Origin of the sequence: Pseudonocardia zijingensis (genome assembly GCF_042657305.1) — a bacterium.
Taxonomy (GTDB): domain Bacteria; phylum Actinomycetota; class Actinomycetes; order Mycobacteriales; family Pseudonocardiaceae; genus Pseudonocardia; species Pseudonocardia zijingensis.
In genome coordinates, this window is record NZ_JBHSKO010000019.1 from 54,870 (window position 1) to 81,431 (window position 26,562).

Here is a 26,562-nt window from a genome sequence, read left to right on the forward strand (position 1 = left end):
GGTTGCTCAGTCGACCGGGGCGTACGGGTCGAGCGTCATCCAGTTGCGCCGGGTCTCGACGGCAGCCGCCTCGGCGTCCCCGGCCTCGGCGAGATCCACGATCCGGGCGTGCTGCGCCACCGAGTCGCGGCCGCCCAGCGACGCGAACCGGATGCGTTCCACCCGGCGCAGCACCGGCGTGTACTGGTCGAGCACCGCACTGACGGCGGCGTTGCCCGCCCGGTCGACCGGCACCCGGTGGAAGGCGTCGTCGGCGGCGAGCGCGCCCGCCACGTCGGAGGCCCGCAGCGCGGCGTCGAACGACTCGTTCGCGGCGCGCATCGCCGCCAGGTCGTCCGCGGTCAGGAGCGGCACCGCGGTGCGCACCGCGAGCTCGTTCATCGCCGCGGTGACCACCTGCGCGTCGGCCACGCTCACGGGGTCGATCGGGCTGACGATCGTGTAGCGGCCCGGCTTGGTCTCCACCAGGCCCGCCGCCTCCAGCCGCGCCAGCGCCTCGCGGATCGGGGTGCGGCTGACCCCGAGCCAGCCACCCAGCTCACCGTCGTGGAGGCGTTCGCCGGGCTCGAGCGTGCCGTCGATGATCGCGTCCCTGATCCGCACGAACACGCTGTCGCGCAGGAGCTGGCGCTTCTCGGACGCGGCGGGAACCGGCATACCCCATCATGCACCGCGCTCATCCCGTGATCAGACTGGAGGCACCTTGTCCCTCGCCGACTTCGACCGCTACCCGCTGACCTTCGGCCCCAGCCCCGTCCACCCGCTGGAGCGGCTGAGCCGCCACCTCGGCGGGGCTCAGATCTGGGCGAAGCGCGAGGACTGCAACTCCGGCCTCGCGTTCGGCGGCAACAAGATCCGCAAGCTGGAGTACATCGTTCCGGACGCCCTCGCGAAGGGCGCCGACACGCTCGTCTCGATCGGCGGCTACCAGTCCAACCACACGCGCCAGGTGGCGGCCGTCGCGGCCCGATTGGGGATGAAGGCCCGGCTCGTGCAGGAGCGCTGGGTCGACTGGCCCGACGTCGTCAACGACAAGGTCGGCAACATCCTGCTCTCCCGGATCATGGGCGCCGACGTGCGCCTCGACCCCTCCGGTTTCGGCATCGGCATCAAGGACTCGTGGGAGCAGGCCCTCGAGGACGTCCGCGCCGCCGGCGGCGTGCCCTACGGCATCCCCGCCGGGGCGTCCGAGCACCCGCTCGGCGGGCTGGGGTTCGCCGGCTGGGCCGACGAGGTGGCGCGCCAGGAGCAGGAGCTCGGGGTCTTCTTCGACACCATCGTCGTCTGCACCGTCACCGGCTCGACCCACGCGGGCATGATCGCCGGGTTCGCCGGGCAGGACCGGCCACGCCGGGTGCTCGGCATCGACGCCTCCGCCACCCTCGACCAGACCCGCGACCAGGTCGAACGCATCGCCCGCCACACGGCCGACCTGATCGGCCTGGACAGGCCGCTGCGCGACGACGAGATCACCGTGCTCGAAGGCTGGGCGGGAGAGCGCTACGGCATCCCCGTGGCCTCCACGATCGACGCGATCCGCCTCACCGCGCAGCTGGAGGGCGTGATCCTCGACCCGGTGTACGAGGGCAAGTCGATGGCAGGCCTCATCGACCTCGTCCGGACCGGCGAGATCCCCCGCGACTCCACGGTGCTCTACGCGCACCTCGGCGGCCAGCCCGCGCTCAACGCGTACGCGGGCGCCTTCGACACCCCGGCCTCGCAGGCCCGGTGATCGCCGGACGGGCGCTGGAAGGCGACCCCGACCTGCTCACACACAAGCAGGGGAGCCCGCACACCGACTGCAACCGATGTGTCGGCATCACAACCGGTGTGCGAGCGCACCTGGTTCCGCGGAACCGTACCCGCCCGGGGCGCTCACGCCTCGACCCCGCCCGCACGCACCCCAGCAAAGAGGACGGACCAGCGCCACGCCCTCTTCGACGCCGCGGCCTCGAAGCCCCGGTGATCGCCAGACGGGCGCGATTCCCGACACCTCACGTCGGAAAACGCGCCGGGACGGCGATCAAGCCCGCCTGGAATGCGACCCCGACGTACTCACACACGAGCAGTGGGACTTACACACCGACTGCAACCGATGTGCGAGCACCACAACCGATGTGCGAGCGCACCCGGTTCCGCGGAACCGCGGCCTACTCCTCGAACTCGCCCGCACGCACCCCAGCCAGAAAGGCGGTCCAGGCGGCCGCCGGGTGGTGGTGCGCCGGCCGGGTACGGTCCTTCGTGTCCCGGACAGCCACGACGCCACCGGGCAGGGCCGCCACCTCGACGCAGCCGTCGGCCCCGCCGTTGCCGCCGCTGAAACTGCTCTTCCGCCAGGTGCCTGCAGGATCGAGGGTGGGCATCGGGCACCTCTCGCGGTCGCGGCTACATCTGCGCGGCCACCCGCTCGATCACTGAGACCGACTCGGCCGGGCTGTACGCGACCGTGCGCAGGTGGTCGAACACCAGCCTAGCTTGCGTGACGTCCTCCTCCTTCTCGACATGTGTCGACCCCATGGGGTGCTCGACATAGCCCATGTCCGGTTCGCCGAGTCCCTCGAAGCTCAGCACGGTGAATGCGCCGTCGATTCCGGCGTGCGCCCCGACATCGGTGGGGAGCACCTGAACGGTCACCGTGTCGAGAGCGGCCGCCTCGACCAGGCGCGCGAGCTGGGCACGCATCACCGCAGGTCCGCCTACTGGTCGGTGCAGCACCGCTTCCTCGATCACCGCGAGCAGCTCCAGCGGCCGCTCGGCCGAGGTCAGCCGCTCCTGCCGGATCTTCCGGACGGTCACGTCGCGTTCGCGGGTCGCCTCGCTCCGGCGCCGGAACGACGCGTCGAACAACGCCCGGATGTAGTCGGTGGTCTGCAACAGCCCGGGCACGTAGGTCACCGTGAAGTCGCGGATGGTGCTCGCCTCCGCTTCGAGCGGGATGTAGCCGCGGTCGTCCAGCCCGTACGCCCGCCACCACCCCTTGGCACTGGCCTCGCGGGTGAGCTCGAGGATCTCGCTCCACCGGTCGCCGCCGACGTCGAACGGGTCGAGCATGCTGCGCACGACGTGGACGTCGACGCCCTGGTGGGCGTTCTCGATGCGGCTGAGCTTGCTCGGGGAGAAGTCGAGCAGCGGCGCGGCCGCCTCGATCGTCAGGCCCGCGTGCACCCGCAGCTCGCGCAGGGTGCGGGCCAGCTGCCGTCTCCGGACGAGGGAACCGCTGCGCACGCCCCACACTCCCCGCTCTCCGCGACCGCTCGAGCACAGATCGTGGCAGCGGGGGGTGACAAGTGAAAGATCCAGCCGTCACCGAGCACCCGGAGCCTCGCCGGGCATGCAGATCGAGCGGGACCGGATCACCGAGGCGGGCGCCGTGATCGCGGGGTGGACGCGGCTGTGGTCGCAGCTGCTGGTGGTGCACGTGGCGGGGCCGGACGGTCGCTGCCGCGGCTGCCCGAGCAGCGCGCACGCGGCGCCGCGGTCGCCGTGCCGGCTGGCCGAGCTGGCGGTGGCGGCGCAGTCGGCCCACCGGACGCGCAGCCGCGGGGGCGGTTCTGCCTGATTCTGTCGAAACCTCGACAGAAGTGGTGTGCAGGCATTGACGGAATCCGGGGCGGGCACCGAGGCTCGCCCCGTGCCGCGCTCCCCTCGCCGCCTCCACGAGTCGTGGATCCTCGACCACCTGCGCCGACGTGGCCGGGCGAGCCGGGCCGAGCTCGTGGCGGCCACCGGGCTGTCGCGGGCCACGGTCTCCGCTCTGACCGGCGAGCTGCTGGCGCAGGGGAAGGTCGTGGTCACCGAGCCGGCCACCGCCACGGGTCCCGGCCGCACGCCCCAGGCCCTCGCCCTGAACCCGGCCGCCGGTCTGGTGCTCGGCCTGGATTTCGGGCACTCCCGCGTGGGGGTCGTGGCCGCCGACGCCGCCCACGCGATCATCGGCTCCGCCACCCGCCCCTACCCGCGCAGCACGCCGTGGGAGACGCGCTGCGCGATCGCGGTGCGCCTCGCCCGCACCGTGCTCGCCGGGGGCGCGCCACGCCTCGCGGCCGTGGGGATCGGGATCGCGGGGAGCATCTCGGGGCGGCCCGCGGTGGTCGAGGCGATCCGGGACGCCTTCACCGACGCGTTCGGCGTGCCGGTCCGCACCGACAACAACGCGCGGCTCGCCGGGCTCGCCGAATCGGTCTGGGGTGCGGCGCGGGGTGTGCCGGACGCGCTGTACGTGCGGCTGTCGAGCGGGGTCGGCGGCACCGTGATCCTCGACGGGCGCGTGCACCGCGGCCGAGGCGGCGCGGCGGGCGAGTTCGGGCACGTCTGCATCGACCCGACCGGGCCGCTGTGCCGCTGTTCGAACCGCGGCTGCCTGGAGTGCTACGTCGGGGTGGAGGCGGTGCTCGCGGAGGCGGGCGGTACCACCCTCGCCGAGCTCGGGGCGGCGCTCGACCGCGGCGACCGCGACGCCGCCGCCGTGGTGGCGAAGGCGGGCCAGCGGATCGGGCTCGTCCTCGCCGGCGCGGGCAACGTGCTGGACGTCCCGCACGTCGTGCTCGGTGGCGACCTCACCGTGCTGGGCGAGCACCTCGTGCGCCCCGTCCGGCAGACGCTCGCCCGGCACCTGCACGCGAACCCGGACGCCACGGTCGGGCTCGCGGAGCTCGGCGACCTCGACGGGGCGCTCGGTGGCGTGGCCCTCGTGCTGCACGACCCCTCGATCCCGTTCACCGGGCCACTCGCGCCCCGACACCTCACCGGAACGGCATGAACGTCCTGTTCTTCCTCACCGACCAGCACCGCACCGACACCCTGGGCGCGTACGGCAACCAGGTGGTGCGCACGCCCGCGCTCGACGCCGTGGCCGCCGAGGGCACCACGTTCGACCGCTTCTACACGCCGACCGCGATCTGCACGCCCGCCCGCGCGAGCCTGCTCACCGGCGCGGCGCCCTACCGCCACCAGCTGCTCGCCAACTACGAGCGCAACGTCGGCTACCGCGAGGAGCTGGCCGACGACCAGTACACGTTCGGCCACGACCTGCGCGGCGCCGGCTACAACGTGGGCCTGGTCGGGAAGTGGCACGTCGGCACGCGCCGGAGCCCGGAGGACTACGGGTTCGACGGCCCGCACCTGCCCGGCTGGCACAACCCGGTGGACCACCCCGAGTACCTCTCCTACCTGCAGGAACGGGGTCTGCCGCCGTACGCGATCACCGACGAGATCCGCGGCACCTTCCCCAACGGCACCCCGGGCAACCTGCTCGCGGCCCGGCTGTGCCAGCCGGTGGAGGCGACGTTCGAGCACTTCCTGGCCGACCGCGCGATCGAGACCCTGCGCCGCTACGCCGCCGAGCCGGACCGGCCGTTCTTCCTCGCCACGCACTTCTTCGGCCCGCACCTGCCCTACATCGTGCCGGGCGAGTACTTCGACATGTACGACCCGGACGACGTCGAGCTGCCGCCGTCGGTGGCCGAGACCTTCGAGGGCAAGCCGCCGGTGCAGCGGAACTACTCGGCGCACTGGACGTTCGACACGATCCCCGAGGACGTCTCACGCAAGCTGGTGGCCGCCTACTGGGGCTACACCACGATGATCGACGAGCAGATCGGGCGGATCATCGACACGGCGCGCGAACTGGGCCTCTACGACGACGCCGCGGTGTTCTTCTCCGCCGACCACGGCGAGTTCACCGGGGCGCACCGGCTGCACGACAAGGGCCCGGCGATGTACGAGGACATCTACCGGGTGCCCGGGATCGTCCGCCTGCCCGGCGGGGTGGCGGGGCGGCGCAGCGACCGGTTCGCCACCCTGCTCGACTTCACGGCCACGATCCTGGACGTCACGGGGCTCGATCCCGAGCGGGCCGTCGACGGCCGTTCGCTACGCCCGATCGTCCAGGGCGACGAGAGCGGCTGGCGCGAGGACCTCGTGCTCGAGTTCCACGGCCACCACTTCCCGTACCCGCAGCGGGCGCTGGTGACCGACCGCTACAAGCTCGTGGTGAACCCCGAGTCGGTGAACGAGCTCTACGACCTGGTCGAGGACCCGCACGAGCTGCACAACCGCTACGCCGACCCGGCCCACGAGGCGGTGCGCGACGCGCTGCTGGCGAACCTCTACCGGCAGCTGCGCGAGCGCGGCGACAACTTCTACCACTGGATGACCTCGATGTACCCGGTCGGCGGCAAGGACCACGACGCGTCCCTGAGCGCGTTCGAGGTGGCGAAGTGATCAGCAGGCGCGGGTTCCTCGGTCTCGGCGCGGCGCTCGCGCTGGCCGGCTGCTCGGCCTCGGTCGACGCGGACGCCCCACGCGTCCCGGCCCGCGCGTTCCCCGGCGAGTACACCGGCCCGCACCGCACGCTGCAGTTCTGGAACCCGTTCACCGGTGGCGACGGGCCGACCATGGCCAAGATCGTCGACGCGTTCAACGCGGCGCACCCGCAGATCACCGTCGAGATGTCGTCGCTGAACGCGGTCGACCTCTACGCGAAGGTGGTGCCCGCCGTCGGGGCGGGCCAGGGGCCTGACGTCGCGATCATGCACCTGGACCAGCTCGCCACGTTCGCGATCCGCGGCACGATCGTCGAGCTCGACGACGTCGTCGCCGGGCTCGGGCTCGCGCGCGCCGACTTCGTGCCCGCCGCGTGGGACCAGGGCACCTACCAGGGCCGCCGCTACGGCGTGCCGCTCGACGTCTTCACGCTCGCGCAGTTCTGGAACACCGAGGCGTTCGCCGAGGCCGGCCTCACCGGGCCGCTGCGGGGCGACACCTTCGCCGGCGCGATGGCCGCGCTGCAGGCCTCCGGCCTGCAGAACCCGTACTGGGTGCCGCCCACGCGCTGGCAGCTGTTCGTGAGCCTGCTCGGGCAGTTCGGCGGGAGCCTCTACGACGAGTCGGGCACGCGGGCGACGTTCGGCTCCGAGGCGGGCGTGCAGGCCCTCACGTGGATGCGCGCCGCGGTGGAGCGCGGGTACAGCCCGCAAGGCGCGTCCAACGACCGCGCCCCGCTCAAGAACGGGTCCGCCGCGTTCCTCACCGACCTGCCGGCCACGATCCCCGACCTGGGCAAGACCGCGCCCGACCTGCCCTGGGAGGTGGCGCCGCTCCCCCAGGTCGGCCCGCGGCCGGGCGCGTTCGCGAACTCGCACAACTTCGTGCTCACCCGCCAGTCGCAGGCCGACCCGGACACCGCGCACGCCGCGCAGGTGTTCCTGGACTGGACCAGCCGCAACTCCGCGACCTGGGCGGAGGCGGGCAACACCCCGGCGCGCGGGATCGCCCGCGACACCGACGTGTTCCGGGCCTCCCGCCAGGCGGTCCTGGCCACCGACGAGGTGTTCGAGAACCTGTTCTTCCCCCCGCAGATCCCCGGCTCGCGCGACATCGCGCGCAACGGCTACGAGCGCGCGGTGAGCGAGGCGGTGCTCGGCAGCGCCGGCCCCGCCGACGCGCTCGCGTTCGCCCAGGACACCGCGCAGCGCCAGCTCGACGAGTTCCGCCAGCTCTACGCCGCCTGACCCATCACCGAGGACGCCATGACCACCAGCTCGATCGCACTGCCGCGGTCCGACGCGCCCCCCGCAGCCCGTCCGGTGCGGTCGCTGCGCGGCCGGCCGTGGACGCCCTACGCCTTCCTCGCCCCGTTCTTCGTGCTGTTCGCGGCGTTCGTCGTGCTCCCCATCGGGCTCGGGCTCTGGGCGAGCCTGCACCGGTGGAGCCTGGGCCTGCCGCACCAGCCGTTCGTCGGCGGCGAGAACTACGTGGACCTGTTCACCGGCGAGAGCGTGCTGTCGGTGGAGTTCTGGAAGGGCATGCGGGCCACGGCGATCTTCACCGTGGCGAGCGCGCCGCTGCTCGTGGTGCTCCCGTTCGCGCTGGCGCTGCTGCTGGGCCGCCGCTTCCCGGGACGCACGTTCTTCCGGGCCGTGTTCTTCGCCCCCTACGTCCTGGGCGTCGCGGTGGTCGGCCTGCTGTGGAACTACCTGCTCGACCGCCAGCTCGGGCCGGTCAACCAGCTCCTCGGCCTCGACGTCGCCTGGACGACCTCGCTGCCTGCCGGGTGGGTGGGCCTCGTGGTGGCCACCGTGTGGTGGACGCTCGGCTTCAACACCGTCATCTACCTCGCGGCGCTCGCCGACGTGCCCACCGAGCTCTACGACGCGGCGAAGGTCGACGGTGCCGGGCCGTGGCAGCGGCTGTGGGCGGTGACCGTGCCCGGGGTGAAGCGCGTGCTCCAGTTCGTCGTGACGATCACGATCATCGCCTCGGCCAACATGTACGGCCAGTCGGCGCTGATCACCCGGGAACAGCCCGGCACCGCCACCCGCACCGCGATCGGCTTCATCGCCGACACCGGCATCGCGGGCTTCGACATCGGCTCGTCCTCGGCGATGAGCATGATCCTCGCGGCGGCGCTGATGGGCGTGAGCGCGCTCGTCCACCTGCTGTTCCGCAAGGTCGGGGGGAACGAGTAGATGACCAGGCGTCCCCGGATCGCGCTCGCGATCACGCTGCTCGTGCTCACCGCGGTGATCGCGCTGCCGCTGGTGTTCATGGTCTCGACGTCGTTCAAGTCGCCCCAGGAGGCGAACTCGCTGGCGTTCTCCCTCCTGCCGGACGCGCCGACGCTCTCGGCGTACCGCGAGATCCTCACCGACCCGCAGATCCCGGTGCTGCGCTGGCTGGGCAACAGCCTGCTCACCGCCGTGCTGCACAGCGCGCTCGTGGTCGTGCTCGCCACCACCGCCGCGTACGCGCTCGCGCGGATGGAGTTCCCGTTCAAGCGCACGCTGTTCGTGCTGATCATCGCCACGATGTTCGTGCCGGGGATCATCTTCCTGATCCCGCACTTCCTCATCGTCAACGAACTGGGCTGGCTCAACAGCTACGCCTCGCTCGTGGTGCCGTCGGCGGCCGGCGCGTTCGGGGTGTTCTTCCTGCGCCAGTTCTTCCTCGGCATCCACGCCTCGATCGAGGAGGCCGCGATCGTCGACGGCTGCAACCAGTGGGGCGTGTTCTGGCGGATCATGGTGCCGCTCGCGCGCCCCGCGATCGCCACGCTCGCCGTGCTCGCGTTCCTCACCAGCTGGAACGACTTCCTGTGGCCGGTGTTCGTGCTGTTCAGCACCGACATGCTCACGCTCCCCGCCGGGCTCGCCCAGCTGCAGAACGAGAACACCACCCGCTTCGACCTGCTCATGGCCGGTGGCGTGATCGCCAGCGTGCCCGTGCTCGCCGTCTACGTCCTCGCGCAGCGCTTCATCATCGAGGGCGTCTCGCAGGGCGGCGTCAAAGGCTAGTGCTCCCGAGAGGACGTCCATGACCGCCCGCATCACCATCTCGACGATCCCCGGCGCCGCGCCGATCGACGAGCGGATCTACGGCCACTTCCTCGAGTCGGCGTTCTTCGGCAACATCGAGGGCGGCGTGTTCGACGAGGGCTCGCCGCTGTCGATCCCCGACGGCCCGCTCGCCGGCTGCCGCGTCGACGTCCTCGAGGCCTGCCGCGCGCTGCGTCTGCCGGTCGTGCGCTGGCCGGGCGGCAACTTCACCTCGCCCTACTGGTGGCAGGACGGCATCGGCCCGCGCGACCAGCGTCCCCGCCGCCTCGAGCTGGCGTGGGGTTCCGAGGAGGACAACCGGTTCGGCACCCCGGAGTTCCTCGCCTGGTGCGAGGCCGTCGGCACCGAGCCCTACCTCGCCCACCACGCACGCGACGTCGACGACGCGGTGCGATGGGTGGAGTACACGAACTACGCGGGCGACACCACGCTCGCCCGGCAGCGTGCCGCGGACGGCCGGCCCGACCCCTGGGGCGTGCGGATCTGGGGCCTCGGCAACGAGGTCTACGGGCCGTGGCAGATGGGCCACCGGCCCGTGGCCGAGTACATCGCCGCCGCCCGCGAGCACGCCCGCTTCATGGACCTCGTCGACCCCGGCCTGTCCTTCGTGGCGGTCGGCAACGAGCGCGCGGACTGGACCGAGCCGGTGGTCGCCGGGCTCGGCGACCGCGTCGACCACGTCTCGCTGCACCTCTACGGCGCGAGCCGGCACCTCATCGACCCGAGCGAGACCGAGTTCGACGCCGTGGTGGCGCAGGCGCTCTACGTCGAGCGGGCGATCCACGAGCAGTCCGAGACGATCCGCCGGGCCCACGTGCACGACCGGCCGCTCTCGATCGCGATGGACGAGTGGAACATCCGCCACGTCGAGCCGGCGACGTGGCCCGAACCGCAGCCGGGTGCCGACGGCGGCGTCGCGCCGCGGGAGCTCACCGCGGACTCGCCCGAGCTGCGCGTCAACCGCTACAGCCCGCGCACCCTCGCCGACGCGCTCTACTACGCCGGGGTGTTCCACGCGATGCACCGCGCCTCGCAGCTCGACGTGCCGGTGCGCATGGCCAACACCGTCAACCTCGTCAACGCCAACGGGCTGCTCGCCGTGCGGCCCGACGGCCTGGTGAAGGCCACCACCTACCACGTGTGGGACCTGTACCAGAACCACACCGGCCCGGTGCCGCTCACCGCCACCGTGCACGGCCCCGCGCGCACCACCGCGCTGCGACTCGGCGACGACCGGCGCCCCGACGGCTCGTTCCGCACCGTGCCGGCCGCGGTGAACCTGCTCGACGTCTCCCCCACCCGCAGCGCCGACGGCCGCACGCTGCACGTCGCCGTCATCAACCGGTCCGCCACCGAGGCGATCACCGCCCGCCTCGACCTCGACGGCGCCGCCCTCCCGCCGACTGCGACGGCCCGGACGATCGGCGCCGACACCCACGACCTCTTCGCGGCGAACTCGATCAGCGAGCCGGAGGCTGTGGCGCTCGGCGCCCCGGAGCGGGTGCAGCTGGTCGGGGGCGCCCACACCTTCCCGGCGCACTCGATCACGCTGCTGGAGGTCGAGCTCGGGGCCCGGTAGTTCAGGAAAGCCACATTCAGGGCCGCACAGGCCTTGAATGTGGCTTTCCTGAACCCCGGCGGGCCGTCAGAACCGCAGCTCCACCGCGTCGTGCACCGGGCGGTAGCCGATGCGGGGGTAGAGCCGGTTGGTCGTGGGGTTGGCCAGGTCGGTGAAGAGCACGACCTGGCGCGCACCCGCGTCCAGCGCCCATTGCGAGGCCGCGGCCGTCACCGCCGCGGCGTAGCCGTGCCCCCGGTGCTCCGGCGGGGTGTAGACCGGGCCGATCCGCGACGCGCCCGCGACCACCGGCTTCGCGCACGCCTGCGCAACCGGCGTGCCGTCGACCTCCCACAGCATCTCGCCGGCACCCATCCGCAACGAGCGGGCGACCAGCTCCTCCGCATCGCCCGCGTGTCCCTGGTCGTGCTCGGCCTCCACGCCGAACGCGTGGCGCCACTTCCCGAGCAGCGCGACGTCGCCGGCGTCGGCGCGGCGCGCCCGCCCGGGCACCCCTTCCGGCGGCACGAGCGTGCCGAGGGTGAACAGGCGCATCCGCATCGCTGGCTCCGCCCGGCAGCCGGTGCGGGCCACCCGCGCGGCCGCGAACGCCTCCGCCTCGGCCACCGGTGCGCTCACCCCGTCGACGGCGGGATCGACCTGCGCCAGCGCCCGGTCGACGGCCGGCGCGAGCCGGGCCGGCACCGCCGAGACCAGGGCCGGGCGGCCCGGGGAGCGCAGCACCGCACCAGTCACCTCGCCGACCTCGTGCACGGTGAGCAGGACCGCGCTCGGCTCGCCGCCCCGGCACATCGCGTCGAGGACGCTCAGCGCGACCGTGTGGCTCAGCGGGTCGGCCTGCAGGAGCGGCCCGGCAGCGGCGGCGAAGGAACCGGGGTCGTCGTGCAACACGATCTCCACGCCGCGACGATCCCGCCCGGCCCGCGGGCGGCCAACCGGTTTTCGGGCGCCCCCGAAGGGCAGGAAAGCCACATTCAGGGCCGGAGAGGCCCTGAATGTGGCTTTCCTGAACCTCCTGGGGCTCAGGGAGCTCAGAGCACGGGCAGGTAGCTCGCCAGCTCGTACGGGGTGACCTGGCGCCGGTAGCCGTCCCACTCGCTGCGCTTGTTGCGCAGGAAGAAGTCGAAGACGTGCTCGCCCAGGATCTCGGCCACGAGCTCCGAGTGCTCCATCGCCGCGAGGGCCTCGGTGAGGTTCTGCGGCAGCGCTTCGTACCCGAGCGCGCGGCGCTCGGTCTCGGTGAGCGACCAGACGTCGTCCTCGGTGGCCGCCGGGAGCTCGTACCCCTTCTGCACGCCGGTGAGGCCGGCGCCCAGGATCACGGCGAACGCGAGGTAGGGGTTGCACGCGCTGTCCAGCGTGCGGATCTCCACGCGCCGCGTGGATGCCTTGCCCGGCGAGTACATCGGCACGCGCACGAGCGCCGACCGGTTGGCGTGCCCCCACGAGACGGCGGTGGGCGCCTCGCCACCGGTGATCAGGCGCTTGTAGGAGTTGACCCACTGGTTGGTGACGGCGCTGATCTCCCGCGCGTGCCGCAGCACCCCCGCGACGAAGGCCTTGCCGGTCTCGGAGAGCTCGTACGGGTCGTCGGGGTCGTGGAAGGCGTTGCGGTCGCCCTCGAACAGCGAGAAGTGGGTGTGCATGGCCGAGCCGGGGTGCTCGGAGAACGGCTTGGGCATGAAGGAGGCCCGCACGCCCTGCATGAGCGCGACCTCCTTCACCACGTAGCGGAACGTCATGATGTTGTCCGCCATCGTGAGCGCGTCGGCGTAGCGCAGGTCGATCTCCTGCTGGCCGGGCCCGCCCTCGTGGTGGCTGAACTCCACGGAGATGCCCATCGACTCGAGGGTCTCGATGGCGTTGCGCCGGAAGTGCGGGGCGACGTCGTGGCTGGACTGGTCGAAGTAGCCGCCGGAGTCGGCGGGCTCGGGCCGCGAGCCGTCGGAGGGCAGGTCGCGCAGCAGGTAGAACTCGATCTCGGGGTGGACGTAGCAGGTGAAGCCTGCCTCACCGGCCCGCGACAGGGCCCGGCGCAGCACGTGGCGCGGGTCGGCCCACGACGGGGAGCCGTCCGGCATCGCGATGTCGCAGAACATGCGCGCCGAGTAGTGCTCGCCCGGGGACGTCTCCCACGGCAGCACCTGGAACGTCGACGGGTCGGGGCGCGCCACCATGTCCGACTCGTAGACGCGCGCGAAGCCCTCGATCGCGGAACCGTCGAAGCCGATGCCCTCGGCGAACGCCCCCTCGAGCTCGGCGGGCGCCACCGCGACCGACTTGAGGTACCCGAGGACATCGGTGAACCAGAGCCGGACGAACCGGATGTCGCGTTCCTCGAGCGTGCGGAGCACGAACTCCTGCTGTCGGTCCATGGGCGCCGAGCCTAGGAATGCCGCGTTACGAACATGTTTCCGGGTGTCCCGCGCCTCCCCGGACGTGCGACAGCGCCCGCCCGTGCCCGGGCGGGCGCTGTCCACGGTCCGGTAGCACCGGGTGGTGCTCCCCTCGGCTCACCGGGCCCTACTCGTCTGATCGCGGCCGCACCCGGGTGTGTTACAGGTCACCTTCCAGGAGGAGGCGCGAGGCTGCACCGCGCGCCGTCGGCCGGCAGCTGCAGGTCGACGAGATAGGCGCTGACGATGTCGTCGACGCAGGTGTTGCCCTGCAGCGCCACCGTGTGCTGCGCGCCCTCCACGGTGAGCAGGCTGCCCTCCAGCGCCTCCGCCAGGTCCACCCCGGCCTGGTACGGCGTGGCCGGATCACCCGTCACGGAGACCGTCAGCGTGGGCGGCAGTCCGTCCACCTGCGGGACGTGCGGCTCGCTCGTGGGCGGCGACGGCCAGAACGCGCACGGGTCGAGCGCCGCCACCACGCCCCGCCGGTCGTCGCGGAACGGCGCCGCCTCGTTGGACCGCCGCACCAGCTCGCCCTGCTCGGCCCGGTCGGTGATGCGTTCCTCGTCGATGCAGCTGATCACGATGAACGCCTCGATGCCGTTGCCGTAGTGGCCGTCCGGGCCGCGGTCGTTGTACATGTCCGCGAGCCGCAGCAGGACCGAGCCGTCCCCGTTCGCGAGCGCGGACAGCCCGGCCGAGAGCACCGGCCAGAGGTCCGAGACGTACAGCGCCTGGATCGTGCCCGTCACCGCGTCAGGGTAGGAGAGCGTGCGCTCACCGCCGAAGGCCGGCGCGGGCCGGTCGATCAGCGGGCGGGTGAGGGCCTGGAAGGCGGCCGTGGCCTGCGCGGGGTCGGTGCCCAGGGGACACGCCGGCTGCCGCGCGCAGTCGGCGGCGAACGCGTCGAAGGCCTGCTGGAAGCCCGCGCTCTGGTCCACCGTGCGCTGCACCGTGGACTGCCGCGGGTCCAGCGCGCCGTCGAGCACGAGCGCCCGCACGTTCTGCGGGAACGCCTCCGCGTACGCCGAGCCCAGCCGCGTGCCGTACGAGTAGCCGAGGTAGGTGAGCTTCTCGTCCCCGAGCGCCGCGCGCAGGATGTCCATGTCGCGCACCACGTCGCGCGTGCCGACGTTCGCCAGCACGTCCGCGCCCCCGGAACGCTCGATGCAGCGCTGCGCGTACTGCTGGTTCTCCGCCTCCGTCTGCGCCACGCCCTCCGGTGACGGGTCGACGTCGAGATCGGCGCGCTCCACCTCCCACTCGGCGTCGTCCAGGCAGTCGATGGTCGGGGTGCTCGCCCCGACGCCGCGCGGGTCGAAGCCGACGAGGTCGAACCGCTCCGCCAGCGGGCTGTCCGCCAGGCGGCGCGCCATCGTGGCCCCGAGGCTCATCCCGGACGCTCCCGGCCCGCCCGGGTTCACCAGGAGCGAGCCGATGGGGTCGCCGCTCGCCCGGTCGCGCAGCACGCCGACCTGGGCCGTGCGCCCCTGCGGCGCCGCGTAGTCGAGGGGGACCTCCAGCCGCGCGCACTCCAGCTCCGGGTCGTCGAACGCCGTGCGGTCCTGCGCGTTCGTGGCGTAGTCCGGGCAGGGACCCCAGGACAGCTCCTGGTCGTAGAAGGGCGCGAGCTCGGCGGGCGGCCCCGGTGCAGGCGCAGGCGCCGGGGGTGCCGGGTCGGGCTCCGGCGCCGCCGGCTGACTGCACCCCGACAGGACGAGCGCGGCGGAGCAGGCAGCGATGACGACGGAGCGGATCGGGTCGAGCACGGCACCCAGCATGCCAGCGGCCCACGATTCCGCTCGGTGTGCCGTCCGGGCGCGTTCGGTGACGCCCGCGGCGAACTCCGGTCACGGAACGTGCAACTCGCCTCCTGAGCCGGGAGACTCGCCCCCACCAGCGCGAGTCTCCCGTCTCGAGGGGCGAGATCCGCATTTCGCGAGGTCAGATCCCCACGGTGTGAACCTCGTCCCAGCCACGCGCCCCGACCTCCCCAGCGATGTCACGCTTTCTCCCGTCAGCACCCGACGACCCGGGGACCCGATGGGCCTCGAGGGAGGACGGACAGCGATGCCAGAAGAGTCGCCGTACCGCTCGGTGGAGCGGCCGAAGCGCACCCGCATCCCCCACCTGCACGCGCTCAAGCAGCGCGGTGAGCGCTGGGCCATGCTCACCGCCTACGACGCCTACACCGCGGAGATCTTCGACGACGCCGGCATCCCGGTGTTGCTCGTCGGCGACTCCGCCGCCAACAACGTCTACGGCTACGACAACACCCTGCCCGTCACGGTCGACGAGCTGTTGCCGCTGGTCAAGGCTGTCACGCGGGGAGCCAGCAGCGCGCTCGTCGTGGCCGACCTCCCCTTCGGCAGCTACCAGATCGGCCCCGAGCAGGCGCTCACCACCGCGTTCCGCTTCATGAAGGAGGGCGGCGCGCACGCCGTGAAGCTGGAGGGCGGGACGCGGTTCGTGCCGCAGGTCGAGGCCCTCGTCGGCGCGGGCATCCCGGTGATGGCGCACCTCGGCTTCACCCCGCAGAGCGAGCACGCGCTCGGCGGCTACCGCGTGCAGGGCCGTGGAGACGCGGCCGACCGGCTCGTCGAGGACGCGCTCGCCCTGCAGGCGGCCGGCGCCTTCTCGGTGGTGCTGGAGATGGTGCCGGCGGACGTGGCCAAGCGCGTGACGGCCGAGCTGGACATCCCGACGATCGGGATCGGCGCGGGCCCCGACTGCGACGCGCAGGTGCTCGTCTGGTCCGACATGGCCGGGATGAACCGGGGCCGCAAGCCGCGGTTCGTGAAGCAGTACGCGGACGTCGGCTCGGTGCTGCTCGACGCGGCCCGCCGCTTCGGCGCCGACGTGGCGGACGGCCACTATCCGGCGCCGGAGCACTCCTACACCTGATCAGCGGCCCTGGTCAGGGGCGCAGCCCGGCCACAGGCACGCCCGCGTGGTAGGCCGCCAGCATGGCGTCGGCGGGTGACTCCCGCCGGCGCCAGCGCTCGCGCAGCCGCGCGAGCCGGGCGAGGTCGGCGGGCCGGTCGGCCAGCGCCCGTTCGGCGGCGTCGAGGAGCTCGCCGGTGCCGGCGTGCACGTCGTCGTCGGCGAGCCCGACCCCGGCCACGTGCTTGTGCAGGCCGGCGTCCGGGGTGGTGCGCCTGCCCGGCAGCGTGTCGTCCAGCACGATTCCGGTGAGCAGGGAGAGCAGCTCGCCGTAGAAGCGCGGGTCGGGGCAGGCGTCGAACGCCTTGAACTCGATGCGGCCCACCTCGGCGGGCAGGCGCGCCACCTGGGTGAGCGACGGGTCGGCCGCGAGCTGCCCCTCCTCCCCGGCGAGGAACACGAGCGCCGCGGGCCGCGCACCGGTGCGCACGGCCGTGCGCGCCGACAACCCGCCCCACGGCCCGCCGTCGCGGAACGGCGAGGAGAACGACAGCGGCACCAGCCACGGGCTGTAGTGCGTGAGCTTGCGGCCCGCGTCGACGACGGCGGCCTCGTCGAGGTCGGCGCAGGACAGGTTGAGGTCAGGGCCGTAGGTCGACATGTGCAGGTGTGCGGTGCGCTCCTCCGGCGAGTCCTGCCGGTGGCTGCGCTCCCACGCGTTCAGCGGCGGCTCGATCCGGTACTCCGAGCGCACGGGGTTGAACGCGACCGTGGTGGCGCGCAGGCCGGTGTGCGCCAGCTGCGCGTCGAGCAGCCGCAGATCCTCCTGGAGGGCGGCGACGGCGGCCTCGACCGAGCCGTGGATGCGGGTGCGGACCTCGAGCCCCTTCGGATCACACCGCACCAGACCGCCGTGCTCGTCGAAGCGCTCGTAGCCCTCGACGTACCAGCGCTTGCGCTTGATCCCCTGGTCACCGATGCGCAGGTCGGGGTAGTCGGCCGCGTCCTCCGGCAGGGCGTCCACCACGGACTGCAGTTCCTCGAACGTGGTGGAGGTGTAGTCGGCGAACCCTCCGTCTGCGTGCACGAGGGCGATCTCGTGCTCGATGCCGTAGCGGAACGCGCGCTCGCGCACCGGCCCACCTCCCCGTGATCGTGGCGGACCGCCCGCCGCGAATGAGGGTAGCCTCACCAGCCGTCCCATGGGCTCCGTTCGCCGAGACGCCGGCACAGAGGGCGGCTCAGACGGCGACTCAGGGGGCCGCGAACTCGATCCGGCCGGACGCCGGGTCGGCCACGGCGAGGCGCACCCGCACCACGGCGCCCGCGGTGAGCTCGCCCGTGCAGCGTGCGAGCACCGGCGGGTCGGGCACGTAGACCTCGCCTGCCTCCCCGTCCGCACGCAACACCACCGCGTCGAACTCCCGCCCGACGCTCGCGGTCAGCAGCGCCGCCTCCGCGCGGTCCACGCACGCGCGGTCCACCCGGCCCGCCACGGAGTCCGATTCAGCCATGACGTCCGGCAGGGCCGGGAGCGCCTCCCGCAACCAGTCCGGCAGCTCGGCACCCGCCCTCACCGCGAGGCAGACCTCGGTGCCGAACCGGTCGACCAGCCGCCGCAACGGCGCGGTGACGTGCGCGTACGGGGCGCCGATCCCCCCGTGGCCCGCGTCGGCGGGCGGCTCGGTGCCCGCGGAGCGGTCGAACGCGCCGTACCCCGCACCGCGCAGCAGCACGGTGGCCGACCGGCGCAGCGCGAGTGCCGAGGGCGAGTCGGCGGGCAACCCGGCGAGCGCCTCCGCCACCGGCATGGTGTCCGGCCACGCGAACCCGAGCTCACGGGCGGCGCGCCGGAACGCGGCCAGCGCATCCGGCTCCGGCGCGGGCAACGTGCGCAACAGGCCGACGCCCGCCTCCAGCATCATGCTCGCCGCCGCCATCCCTGTGAGCAGCGAGATCTCCGCGTTCCACGACTCGACGTCGAGCCGGCGGCGCACCCGCACGGTCCAGCCGCCCGCCCCGTCGGGCACCACCTCCTGCTCCGGCAGCTCCAGCTCGATCGCGCCGCGGCGCACCGCGTGCGCCCGGCGCAGCGGACCCAGCTCGGCGAACGCGGCCAGCGCCGGGTGCAGCCGCCCCGTGTCCACGTCGGCCTGCACGCCCGCGTAGTCCAGGCGGGCCCGCGACCGCACCACCGCCCGCTCCACCGACACCGCGACCTGCTCGCCCGCGTCGTCCAGGTCGATCGTCCACAGCACCGCGGCACGCGGCCCGTCCGGGAGCAGGCTCGCGGCCCCCTCGGAGAGCACGGGCGGGTGCAGCGGCACCGACCCGTCCGGCAGGTAGACCGTCTGCCCCCGCCTGCGCGCCTCCAGGTCCAGCTCGCCGCCCGGCACCACCACGGCACCCAGGTCCGCGATCGCGTAGTGCACCCGGAAGCCCGACCCGCGCCGCACCACCCCGAGCGCCTGGTCCAGGTCCTTCGCGCCGGGCGGGTCGATCGTCACCAGCTCGACGTCCGTGGCGTCCCGCCGCCCGCCGCCAGTCACGGGCCCGTCGGCCGCCGCCCGTGCGGCCTCGGCCAGCACGCCGGGAGGGAAGTGTCGGGGAGCGCGAACTCGCTGCGGACGGCGTCGAAGTCGGGAACGGGACGCGGTGGCGGCTGCACGACGCGAGCCTCCCACGACCCGCCACCGCGCGGAGGCGGCAACGGCGAGCGCACCCGGCGGCCGACGCGCGACTCGGCCCACGGAACGCGCAACTCACGCCCGCAAACGCGAGACTCGCGCCCTTGCCCCGCGAGTCTCCCGTTTGGCGCGGCGAGTCTCGCGGCTCGCGGGGCGAATGCCGCGTCCGCGGGTCAGAGCCAGCGGGGCAGGGCCGGGAGGGTGCGGCCGGCCGAGCTGCGCAGCTCACGTCCCTTGCTGCGCCCGAGCAGCCAGGCCGCGAGGGAGGGGGCCGGGCCGGAGATCGTCGTGGCCGCCGCCCGGTCGCCGACGTCCCACGTGGAGCCGTCGGGTGCGACGAGGTGCAGGGGCGGGCAGTCCGGCTTCTCCCCCATCGCCACGGTGACGTCGGCCAGCAGCGCCGTGACCATCGGGGCCGGCATGTCGGCGAACGAGGCACCGACGTCGAGGTCCACCGCGTGGATCCACATCTCGCGGGCCCGCAGCCACGGGATGTCGACGGCGAGCAGGTCCCGCCCCTGCGCGTTCTGGACCTGCGCCGACCAGGCCTGCTCCGGCATCGCCCGCACCACGCGCGCCAGCCGGTCGGAGGTCTCCACCACGTCGGCGCGGATCTCCGCCGGGGGCCGGGCCGCGCCCGCCTCGATGTCGGCGTCGCGCTGCTCGCGGCTCGCGTACGCCGGGGTGCGCACCCCCGTGCGCGCCCAGTCCAACAGGTTGATCAGCGCGTCGGCGTTGCGCGCGAGGTGCGTGAGCACATGGGCGCGGCTCCAGCCCGGCAGGGCCGAGGGTGCGGCGAACGCGTCGTGGCCCATCCGCATCATGAGGCCCCGCAGGTGCGCGGCGCCGTCGCCCGCCCAGGCGAGCGTGTGGGCGAGCGAACGGGTGCCGGCGACGCTCACGGCGCGATGTTTCACGACGCGGCCTCGAGCCGGCACGTGTTGCGGCACTCGCCGATCCCCTCGATGCGGGTGACGAGCTCCGCCCCGTCGGTGAGGTAGCGCGGGGGCTTGCGGGCGTGCCCGACCCCGCCCGGCGTGCCGGTGGCGATCACGTCACCCGGGTTCAACGTGACGATCTCCGACAGGTAGACCACCAGGTCCACCGGGTTGAACACCAGCTCCGCAGTGGAGGAGCGTTGCATCGTCTCGCCGTCGAGCACGGTGGAGACCTCCCAGCCGCCGTCCGGGAGCTCGTCGGGCGTCACGAGCCACGGCCCCAGCGGGGTGGAGCGCTCGAACGTCTTGCCCTGCAGGAACTGCGAGGTGCGGCGCTGGTAGTCGCGCACGCTCACGTCGTTGAGCACGGTGTAGCCGGCGATCGCCGCCTGCGCCTGCTCGGGGGTGGCGTGCCGCACCGGCCGCCCGATCACGACCGTCAGCTCGACCTCCCAGTCGATGGCCGTGGACACCCGCGGCAGCACGATGTCGTCGTGGGCGCCGACGAGCGCGGGCGCGAACTTCGCGAAGACCGTGGGGTGGTCGGGGAGCTTGTTGCCCATCTCGAGGACGTGGTCGCGGTAGTTCAGCCCGACGCAGATGATCTTCTCCGGCGAGGGCACGAGCGGCGCGTAGTCCAGCCCGTCGAGCGCGTGCGACGGCCCGGCCGCTGCCGCGGCGTGCTCGGCCCAGTCGGGTCGTTCGAGCAGCGCGCGGACGTCGGCCTCCCCCGTCTCCACCGCAGCCGTCGCATCCACCCGGACCGCACGGTTGCCTGCCGCCGTGCGGATCGTCGCGAGCCTCATTCGCACTCCTCACCGGTCGTCACGGCGGCAGTGTCGCCCAACCGGCCGCGCGGCACACGATCGGGGGGCCGAGACGATCACGGAACCGGCATCCGTCACCGAAGCCCTGGATCGGACGAACGGGAAGAACCGATCGGCGCTCACCCGATCCGGGGCCCCGGACGACCGCACCCGGGCCGCGAGTCGCCGCCCGGGTGCGGGTGGTCCGGCGGGTCGGCCCGTCAGATGGTGCCCTCGCCGGCGTCGCCGCTCTGGCTGCGCACCGGGAGCGTGGCGAAGACGGCAGGCGGCTCGCGCCACGGCTGCGCGAGCTGCCCGGCACGCGCGTCCTGCACGGCCCGCCACACCCGCTCCGGCGTGCACGGCAGGTCGACGTGCCGCACGCCGAGCGCGCTGAGCGCGTCGACCACGGCGTTCTGCACCGCGGGCGTGGAGCCGACCGTGGCCGACTCCCCGATCCCCTTGGCCCCCAACGGGTTGAGCGGCGTGGGCGTCTCGGTGTTGGAGGCCTCGAACACCATCAGGTCGGCCGCGCTCGGCATCCGGTAGTCGGCGAGCGTGCCGGTGAGCGGCTGGCCGTCCGGGTCGTAGACGACCTCCTCGTACAGCGCCTGCGCGATTCCCTGCGCCAGCCCGCCGTGCTGCTGCCCCTCGACGATCAGCGGGTTGAGCACCCGGCCGCAGTCGTCCACGGCGACGATGCGCCGCGGGGTGACCCGGCCGGTGTCGGTGTCGACCTCCACCACCGCGACGTGCGCCCCGAACGGGAACGTGGCGCTGTCCTGGTGGAAGTCCAGGCCGGCGAACAGCTGCTCGCCCTCGGCCTCCGCCCCGCTCGCCACCTGCGCCCAGGTGATCGTCGCGGACGGCACACCGGCCACCCCGAACTCGCCGTCCTCGGTGAGCTGCACGTCGTCGACCGACGCCTCCAGCATCGCGGCCGCCCGCTTGCGGCCCTGCTCGAGCACGTCGGTGGCCGCAGCCTGGACGGCGTTGCCCGCCATCTGCAGCGACCGCGACCCACCTGTGCCCCCACCGCGCGGCACCGTGGCGGTGTCGGACTGCACGAACCGGATCTTCTCGATCGGGATGCCGAGCCGCTCGCTCGCGACCATGGCGAACGACGTGGCGTGGCCTTGCCCGTGGGCCGACGTGCCCGCGGAGATGGTGGCCGAGCCGTCGGGGTGCACGGTGACCGAGCCGTACTCGTCGCCCGCGCCACCGGTGATCTCGACGTACACGCTGACGCCGATGCCGAGCTGCACCGGGTCGCCGCCCTCGCGCCGGGTGGCTTGCTCCTCGCGGAGCTTCTCGTAGTCGGCGATCCGCAGCGCCTCGCGCAGGGGCAGGTCGTAGTCGCCGATGTCGTAGCGCACCCCGGAGAGGGTCTGGTAGGGGAACTCGTCGGGCTGGATGAAGTTGCGCCGCCGCAGCTCCACCGGGTCGATGCCCAGCTCGGCTGCCGCGAGGTCCATGATCCGCTCGATGTGCGCCGTGGCCTCCGGGCGGCCCGCACCGCGGAAGGCGCCCATCGGCGTGGTGTTGGTGAGCGCGATTGCGCCCTCGAACGCGAGCTTCGGGATCCGGTACACCCCGGTGGCCATCGTGTGCGTCGACATGAACACGAGGCCACCGCCGAACCCGGCGTACGCCCCGCTGTCGCCCACGACCCGCGCCCGCAGCCCGGTGATCACGCCGTCGCGGGTGAGGCCCAGCTCGTAGTAGGCCACCTGCCCACGGCCCTGGGGCATCGACACCAGGTTCTCCGACCGCGTCTCCACCCACGTGACGGGCCTGCCGAGCGCCCGCGCGATCCCGACCGCTGCGGTGTGCTCGGCGATCATTCCCGCCTTGCCGCCGAACCCGCCGCCGACGTGCGGCGCGATCACCCGCACGCGGTCCTGCTCGAGCCCGAACAGCGCCGCCGCCTGGGCGCGGAAGCCGTGGGGCATCTGGGTGGAGACCCAGATCGTGAGGTCGTGGTCCTCGCCCTCGTGGCCCCCGGGGAGGACCGCGATCGCGTTGCCCTCCATCGGCATCACGGCCACCCGCTGGTTCACCAGCCGCCCCCGCACGACCACCTCGGCGTCGGCGAGCACGTCCTCGTCGGTGGAGCGGTGGCCGTCGGCGAGGTTGCTGCCCAGCGCCGGGAACTGCAGCTCGGCGTCGGGTTCGAGCGCGGCCTCCATGTCGACCACCGCGGGCAGCGGGTCGTAGTCGACCTCCACCAGCTCGGCGGCATCGACGGCGGCGGCCTTGGTCTCGGCGACCACGACGGCGACCGCCTCCCCCACGAACCGGACCCGGTCGGTGGCCAGCGGCGGGCGCGGCAGGTCCTTGTTCACGACCATGAGGCCGTGGTGGGCGGGCAGGTCGAGGTCGGCGGCGGTGTGGACGGCCACCACGCCCGGGGCGGCCGCGGCGGCGGCCGTGTCGATCCCGGTGATCACGGCGTGGGCGAACGGGGAGCGGACGAACGCGAGGTGCAGGACGCCCTCGAGATCGAGGTTTCCGACGTAGGTACTTGCACCGGTGATGAGGTCACGGTCCTCGACGCGGCGAACGGAGGTACCGAGAATCGAGCCAGGCATGTGGTGACCCTACGGTTCACCGGCGGCCGATGCCCAGAAGTTGACGTGGGCCCGTTGTCGGGAGAACCTCTCCCACCGGAGGCTTCGCGCGTCGGCCAGTCGGGCGCGCACTCGACGGGAGGTCGGACTGGTCGGGGGCCGGTCCGGCCTCCCGACCCATTCTCCCCCGTTCTGCGCACCCGGCCCCGGTGCGCTGTTAGTTTCACCCGGTGCCCCAGTTCCACCACACCGACGTACTCCCCCTCGGCCCGGACGACACCGACTACCGGCTCCTCGACCTACCCCCGGGCCGCGTCGTCGAGGCGGCGGGCCGCACCTTCCTCGAGATCGAGCCCCCCACGATCACCGCGCTCGTGCGCGAGTCGGTGCGCGACATCCAGCACATGCTGCGTCCGTCGCACCTCGCGCAGCTGCGCGCGATCATCGACGACCCGGAAGCGTCCCCCAACGACCGCTTCGTGGCCACCGACCTGCTGCGCAACGCGTGCGTGTCGGCGGGCGGGGTGCTGCCGATGTGCCAGGACACCGGCACGGCGATCGTGGTGGCCAAGCGCACCGAGACCGTGCTCACCGGAGGTGACGACGAGCGCGCGATCTCCCAGGGCGTGTTCGAGGCCTACGACGAGCTGAACCTGCGCTACTCCCAGATGGCCCCCACCTCGTTCTGGGACGAGAAGAACACCGGCACCAACCTGCCCGCCCAGGTGGAGCTGTACACCGCACCGGGACAGGCGCCGAAGTACGAGTTCCTGGTGATGGCCAAGGGCGGCGGCTCGGCCAACAAGACCTTCCTCTACCAGGAGACGAAGGCGCTGCTGAACCCGCGCAAGCTCGCGGCGTTCCTCGACGAGAAGCTGCGCTCCCTCGGCACCGCCGCCTGCCCGCCCTACCACCTCGCGGTGGTGGTGGGCGGGATGTCGGCCGAGTACACGCTCAAGGTGGCCAAGCTGGCCTCCGCCCGCTACCTGGACAACCTCCCCGCCCAGGGCTCCGAGCTGGGGCACGCGTTCCGCGACCACGACCTGGAGCAGCAGGTGCTGGAGCTGACCCGCGAGTTCGGGATCGGCGCCCAGTTCGGCGGCAAGTACTTCTGCCACGACGTGCGCGTGATCCGGCTGCCCCGCCACGGCGCCTCGCTCCCCGTGGGGATCGCGGTGTCGTGCTCCGCCGACCGCCAGGCCAAGGCCAAGATCACCCCCGAGGGCGTGTTCCTGGAGCAGCTCGAGCGCGACCCGGCCCGGTTCCTGCCCGAGACCACCGAGGACGACCTGTCCGACGAGGTCGTGCACGTGGACCTCAACCGTCCGATGTCCGAGATCCGCGCGCAGCTCTCGACGCTGCCGGTGAAGACGCGCGTGTCGCTCACCGGCCCGCTCGTCGTGGCCCGCGACATCGCCCACGCCAAGATCGCCGAGCGGCTGGAGGCCGGCGAGCCGATGCCGCAGTACATGCGCGACCACCCCGTGTACTACGCCGGCCCGGCCAAGACCCCCGAGGGCTACGCGTCGGGTTCCTTCGGCCCCACCACGGCCGGGCGGATGGACTCCTACGTGGAGCAGTTCCAGGCCGCGGGCGGCTCGCTCGTGATGCTGGCCAAGGGCAACCGGTCGAAGCAGGTGACCGATGCCTGCGCCACCCACGGCGGGTTCTACCTCGGCTCGATCGGCGGTCCCGCCGCCCGGCTCGCCCAGGACTGCATCCGCAAGGTGGACGTGCTCGAGTACCCCGAGCTCGGCATGGAGGCGGTCTGGCGCATCGAGGTGGAGGACTTCCCCGCCTTCGTCGTGGTGGATGACAAGGGCAACGACTTCTTCGCCGGGGTGAGCCAGCCGACCCTGCAGATCTCCTTCCGCCGGTAGGAAGCGGCCCGCGGCCCGCCGCCGGTCAGGCGGTCTCGAACTGCTCGGTGTGCATCCGCTGGCGGGGGATGCCGATGTCGTCGAGCGTGCTGACCATCCCGTCGACGAACGGGGGCGAGCCGCAGAGGAAGTAGTCGAGCTGGTTGCGCCGGAACGGACCGGGCAGCACGGCGGTGAGCATGTCCGCGTCGATCCGGCCGATCGGGCCGCGCCAGGCCGGATGCGGCTGGGTCAGCGTGGGCACGACCGTGAGGTGCAGGCGTTCCTGCAGCTCGCGCAGCTCATCGGCGAACAGCAGGTCCTCGGGTGTGCGGCCGCTGACCAGCAGCCGGTGGGGCCTGCGGTCCCCGCGGTCGGCGAGGGTGCGCAGCATGCTGATCATGGGTGTGATGCCCACGCCGCCCGCGAGGAGGACGAGCCCGGTGGCGTGCGTGTTGTCCACGCTGAACGCGCCGTGCGGTCCGTCGAGGTAGACCCGCGCCGCCGGGCTCAGCCGGCCCAGCTTGTGCGTGTAGTCGCCGACGTGGCGCACCGTGAACTCCACCGTGCCGTCGGCGCGCACGGCAGAGGCGATCGTGAACGGGTGGTCGGCGAACAGACCCCAGCGACGCAGGCGCAGCCAGGCGAACTGGCCCGGGGCGAACGTCAGCGGGCGGCGGCGGGACAGGGGCCCATCCCCGGTGGGGGCGAGGACGAGGGTGCTGACGTCCCCGGACTCACGGCGGACCCGCAGCACCCGGAAACCGGACTGCAGCGGTCGCACGGCCCACCGGGCGACCAGCACCGCGACGAGGCTCCCGGTGACCGCGGTGAACCAGATGCCCATCCCGTCGGCGTGGATGAGGTTGTCCAGCAGGACGACGTGCACCGCGCTCCCGGCGAGCGCGGTGGCGGCGAGCGCCACGTGCACGATCCGCCAGAACCCGTAGGTCAACCGCAGCCGGCGGCGCATCACCGAGGTGACCGTCAGGAGCACGAACGCCAGCGTGGCGATCGTGCCGGACCGCATCGTGGGTGACGCGTGCACCAGGTCGAGGTAGGCCAGTCCCTTGGCGGGATTGCGGAGCACCACCGCCGCGACATGGGCCAGCACGAGGCCGAGCACAGCGAGGCCGCACCAGCGGTGCACCCGCAGGATCTGCTCGATCCCCAGCTCCTTGGTGAGAGCCCGCACCCGCGAGCTCACGACAACGGTGGCGGCGAGCGCCACGACCGCGAGGACCCCGAGCAGGACCGGGATGTCCACCGCGAGGACGTTCCCTCCGCCGAGCCGGACGAGGATCACCAGGGGCACCGCGGGCAACGTCACCAGTGCGACCGCCCACGCGGCACGGGCTGCCAATCGCTTCACGGCGCGGCAGGTTAGCCACGGACGGTGATCACCACGCCGAACCTGAGAGCCCGGGTTGCCCGCATGAGGCCGCGCAGCCGGCGCACGTCGGCGAGCGGCCTGCCGTCCCTGCGAACAGCGGACGACCTCGTGGCCAT

General features: G+C 73.0%; 21 protein-coding genes and 1 pseudogene. 10 read left to right on the forward strand and 12 right to left on the reverse strand.

The window, feature by feature from the left end; genetic code table 11:
• Positions 1–6 precede the first annotated feature (6 nt).
• Positions 7–657, reverse strand: a complete 651-nt coding sequence (locus ACFPL3_RS29225) for a GntR family transcriptional regulator (RefSeq protein ID WP_343942044.1) — start codon at positions 655–657, stop codon at positions 7–9.
• A gap of 46 nt (positions 658–703) precedes the next feature.
• On the opposite strand from ACFPL3_RS29225, the gene ACFPL3_RS29230 reads away from it, so the two are divergent.
• Positions 704–1,732 carry a 1-aminocyclopropane-1-carboxylate deaminase gene (locus ACFPL3_RS29230; protein ID WP_343942045.1) on the forward strand — a complete coding sequence of 343 codons (1,029 nt, stop codon included), beginning with the start codon at positions 704–706 and terminating at the stop codon, positions 1,730–1,732.
• Positions 1,733–2,150: 418 nt separating this feature from the next.
• Here the strand turns inward: ACFPL3_RS29230 and ACFPL3_RS29235 are convergent, their stop codons facing one another.
• Positions 2,151–2,363, reverse strand: coding sequence for a DUF397 domain-containing protein (locus ACFPL3_RS29235; RefSeq protein ID WP_343942046.1), 213 nt, complete (start codon positions 2,361–2,363; stop codon positions 2,151–2,153).
• Between the two features lie 22 nt (positions 2,364–2,385).
• Positions 2,386–3,225 (reverse strand): helix-turn-helix domain-containing protein, encoded by an 840-nt coding sequence (locus ACFPL3_RS29240; RefSeq protein ID WP_343942047.1) that lies wholly within the window; start codon positions 3,223–3,225, stop codon positions 2,386–2,388.
• 106 nt (positions 3,226–3,331) lie between these two features.
• Here ACFPL3_RS29240 and ACFPL3_RS29245 point away from each other — a divergent pair, with 106 nt between their 5' ends.
• From ACFPL3_RS29245 to ACFPL3_RS29275, 7 genes are all read left to right on the forward strand, one after another.
• Complete coding sequence (locus ACFPL3_RS29245) at positions 3,332–3,559, forward strand: hypothetical protein (RefSeq protein ID WP_343942048.1); 228 nt, start codon at positions 3,332–3,334, stop codon at positions 3,557–3,559.
• A gap of 72 nt (positions 3,560–3,631) precedes the next feature.
• Entirely contained in the window at positions 3,632–4,759 is a 1,128-nt protein-coding gene (locus ACFPL3_RS29250) for an ROK family transcriptional regulator (protein WP_343942049.1), read from the forward strand.
• Positions 4,756–6,222, forward strand: a complete 1,467-nt coding sequence (locus ACFPL3_RS29255) for a sulfatase family protein (RefSeq protein ID WP_343942050.1) — start codon at positions 4,756–4,758, stop codon at positions 6,220–6,222. The genes ACFPL3_RS29250 and ACFPL3_RS29255 overlap by 4 nt, the downstream gene beginning before the upstream one ends.
• Positions 6,219–7,511 (forward strand): extracellular solute-binding protein, encoded by a 1,293-nt coding sequence (locus ACFPL3_RS29260; RefSeq protein WP_343942051.1) that lies wholly within the window; start codon positions 6,219–6,221, stop codon positions 7,509–7,511. Before ACFPL3_RS29255 ends, ACFPL3_RS29260 begins: the two co-directional genes overlap by 4 nt.
• A gap of 18 nt (positions 7,512–7,529) precedes the next feature.
• Entirely contained in the window at positions 7,530–8,468 is a 939-nt protein-coding gene (locus tag ACFPL3_RS29265; protein ID WP_343942052.1) for a carbohydrate ABC transporter permease, read from the forward strand.
• Positions 8,469–9,293 (forward strand): carbohydrate ABC transporter permease, encoded by an 825-nt coding sequence (locus ACFPL3_RS29270; protein ID WP_343942053.1) that lies wholly within the window; start codon positions 8,469–8,471, stop codon positions 9,291–9,293.
• A gap of 19 nt (positions 9,294–9,312) precedes the next feature.
• On the forward strand, positions 9,313–10,914 hold the full coding sequence (locus tag ACFPL3_RS29275) for an alpha-L-arabinofuranosidase C-terminal domain-containing protein (RefSeq protein WP_343942054.1): 1,602 nt from the start codon (positions 9,313–9,315) through the stop codon (positions 10,912–10,914).
• A 66-nt stretch (positions 10,915–10,980) separates the two neighbouring features.
• Here ACFPL3_RS29275 and ACFPL3_RS29280 read toward each other — a convergent pair whose 3' ends face one another.
• The 3 genes from ACFPL3_RS29280 to ACFPL3_RS29290 form a co-directional block, all read right to left on the reverse strand.
• Positions 10,981–11,814 (reverse strand): GNAT family N-acetyltransferase, encoded by an 834-nt coding sequence (locus ACFPL3_RS29280; RefSeq protein WP_343942055.1) that lies wholly within the window; start codon positions 11,812–11,814, stop codon positions 10,981–10,983.
• Between the two features lie 131 nt (positions 11,815–11,945).
• Complete coding sequence (locus ACFPL3_RS29285) at positions 11,946–13,289, reverse strand: glutamine synthetase family protein (protein ID WP_343942056.1); 1,344 nt, start codon at positions 13,287–13,289, stop codon at positions 11,946–11,948.
• 188 nt (positions 13,290–13,477) lie between these two features.
• A complete protein-coding gene (locus tag ACFPL3_RS29290; RefSeq protein WP_343942057.1) occupies positions 13,478–15,079 on the reverse strand; it encodes an alpha/beta hydrolase in 1,602 nt (533 codons plus the stop codon).
• A 301-nt stretch (positions 15,080–15,380) separates the two neighbouring features.
• Here ACFPL3_RS29290 and panB point away from each other — a divergent pair, with 301 nt between their 5' ends.
• Entirely contained in the window at positions 15,381–16,214 is an 834-nt protein-coding gene (gene panB, locus ACFPL3_RS29295; protein ID WP_343942058.1) for a 3-methyl-2-oxobutanoate hydroxymethyltransferase, read from the forward strand.
• 13 nt (positions 16,215–16,227) lie between these two features.
• Here panB and ACFPL3_RS29300 read toward each other — a convergent pair whose 3' ends face one another.
• The 5 genes and pseudogenes from ACFPL3_RS29300 to ACFPL3_RS29320 form a co-directional block, all read right to left on the reverse strand.
• Positions 16,228–17,328 carry a glutamate-cysteine ligase family protein gene (locus tag ACFPL3_RS29300; protein ID WP_343942059.1) on the reverse strand — a complete coding sequence of 367 codons (1,101 nt, stop codon included), beginning with the start codon at positions 17,326–17,328 and terminating at the stop codon, positions 16,228–16,230.
• 118 nt (positions 17,329–17,446) lie between these two features.
• Positions 17,447–18,861 (reverse strand): annotated as a pseudogene (locus ACFPL3_RS29305) (RNB domain-containing ribonuclease).
• A gap of 192 nt (positions 18,862–19,053) precedes the next feature.
• On the reverse strand, positions 19,054–19,782 hold the full coding sequence (locus ACFPL3_RS29310) for a maleylpyruvate isomerase family mycothiol-dependent enzyme (RefSeq protein WP_343942061.1): 729 nt from the start codon (positions 19,780–19,782) through the stop codon (positions 19,054–19,056).
• Between the two features lie 11 nt (positions 19,783–19,793).
• Positions 19,794–20,624 carry a fumarylacetoacetate hydrolase family protein gene (locus ACFPL3_RS29315; RefSeq protein WP_343942062.1) on the reverse strand — a complete coding sequence of 277 codons (831 nt, stop codon included), beginning with the start codon at positions 20,622–20,624 and terminating at the stop codon, positions 19,794–19,796.
• A gap of 221 nt (positions 20,625–20,845) precedes the next feature.
• Positions 20,846–23,215 carry a xanthine dehydrogenase family protein molybdopterin-binding subunit gene (locus ACFPL3_RS29320; protein WP_343942063.1) on the reverse strand — a complete coding sequence of 790 codons (2,370 nt, stop codon included), beginning with the start codon at positions 23,213–23,215 and terminating at the stop codon, positions 20,846–20,848.
• 209 nt (positions 23,216–23,424) lie between these two features.
• On the opposite strand from ACFPL3_RS29320, the gene ACFPL3_RS29325 reads away from it, so the two are divergent.
• Positions 23,425–25,074, forward strand: a complete 1,650-nt coding sequence (locus ACFPL3_RS29325) for a fumarate hydratase (protein WP_343942064.1) — start codon at positions 23,425–23,427, stop codon at positions 25,072–25,074.
• A gap of 25 nt (positions 25,075–25,099) precedes the next feature.
• Here ACFPL3_RS29325 and ACFPL3_RS29330 read toward each other — a convergent pair whose 3' ends face one another.
• On the reverse strand, positions 25,100–26,425 hold the full coding sequence (locus ACFPL3_RS29330) for a ferredoxin reductase family protein (RefSeq protein ID WP_343942065.1): 1,326 nt from the start codon (positions 26,423–26,425) through the stop codon (positions 25,100–25,102).
• Between the last annotated feature and the right edge of the window lie 137 nt (positions 26,426–26,562).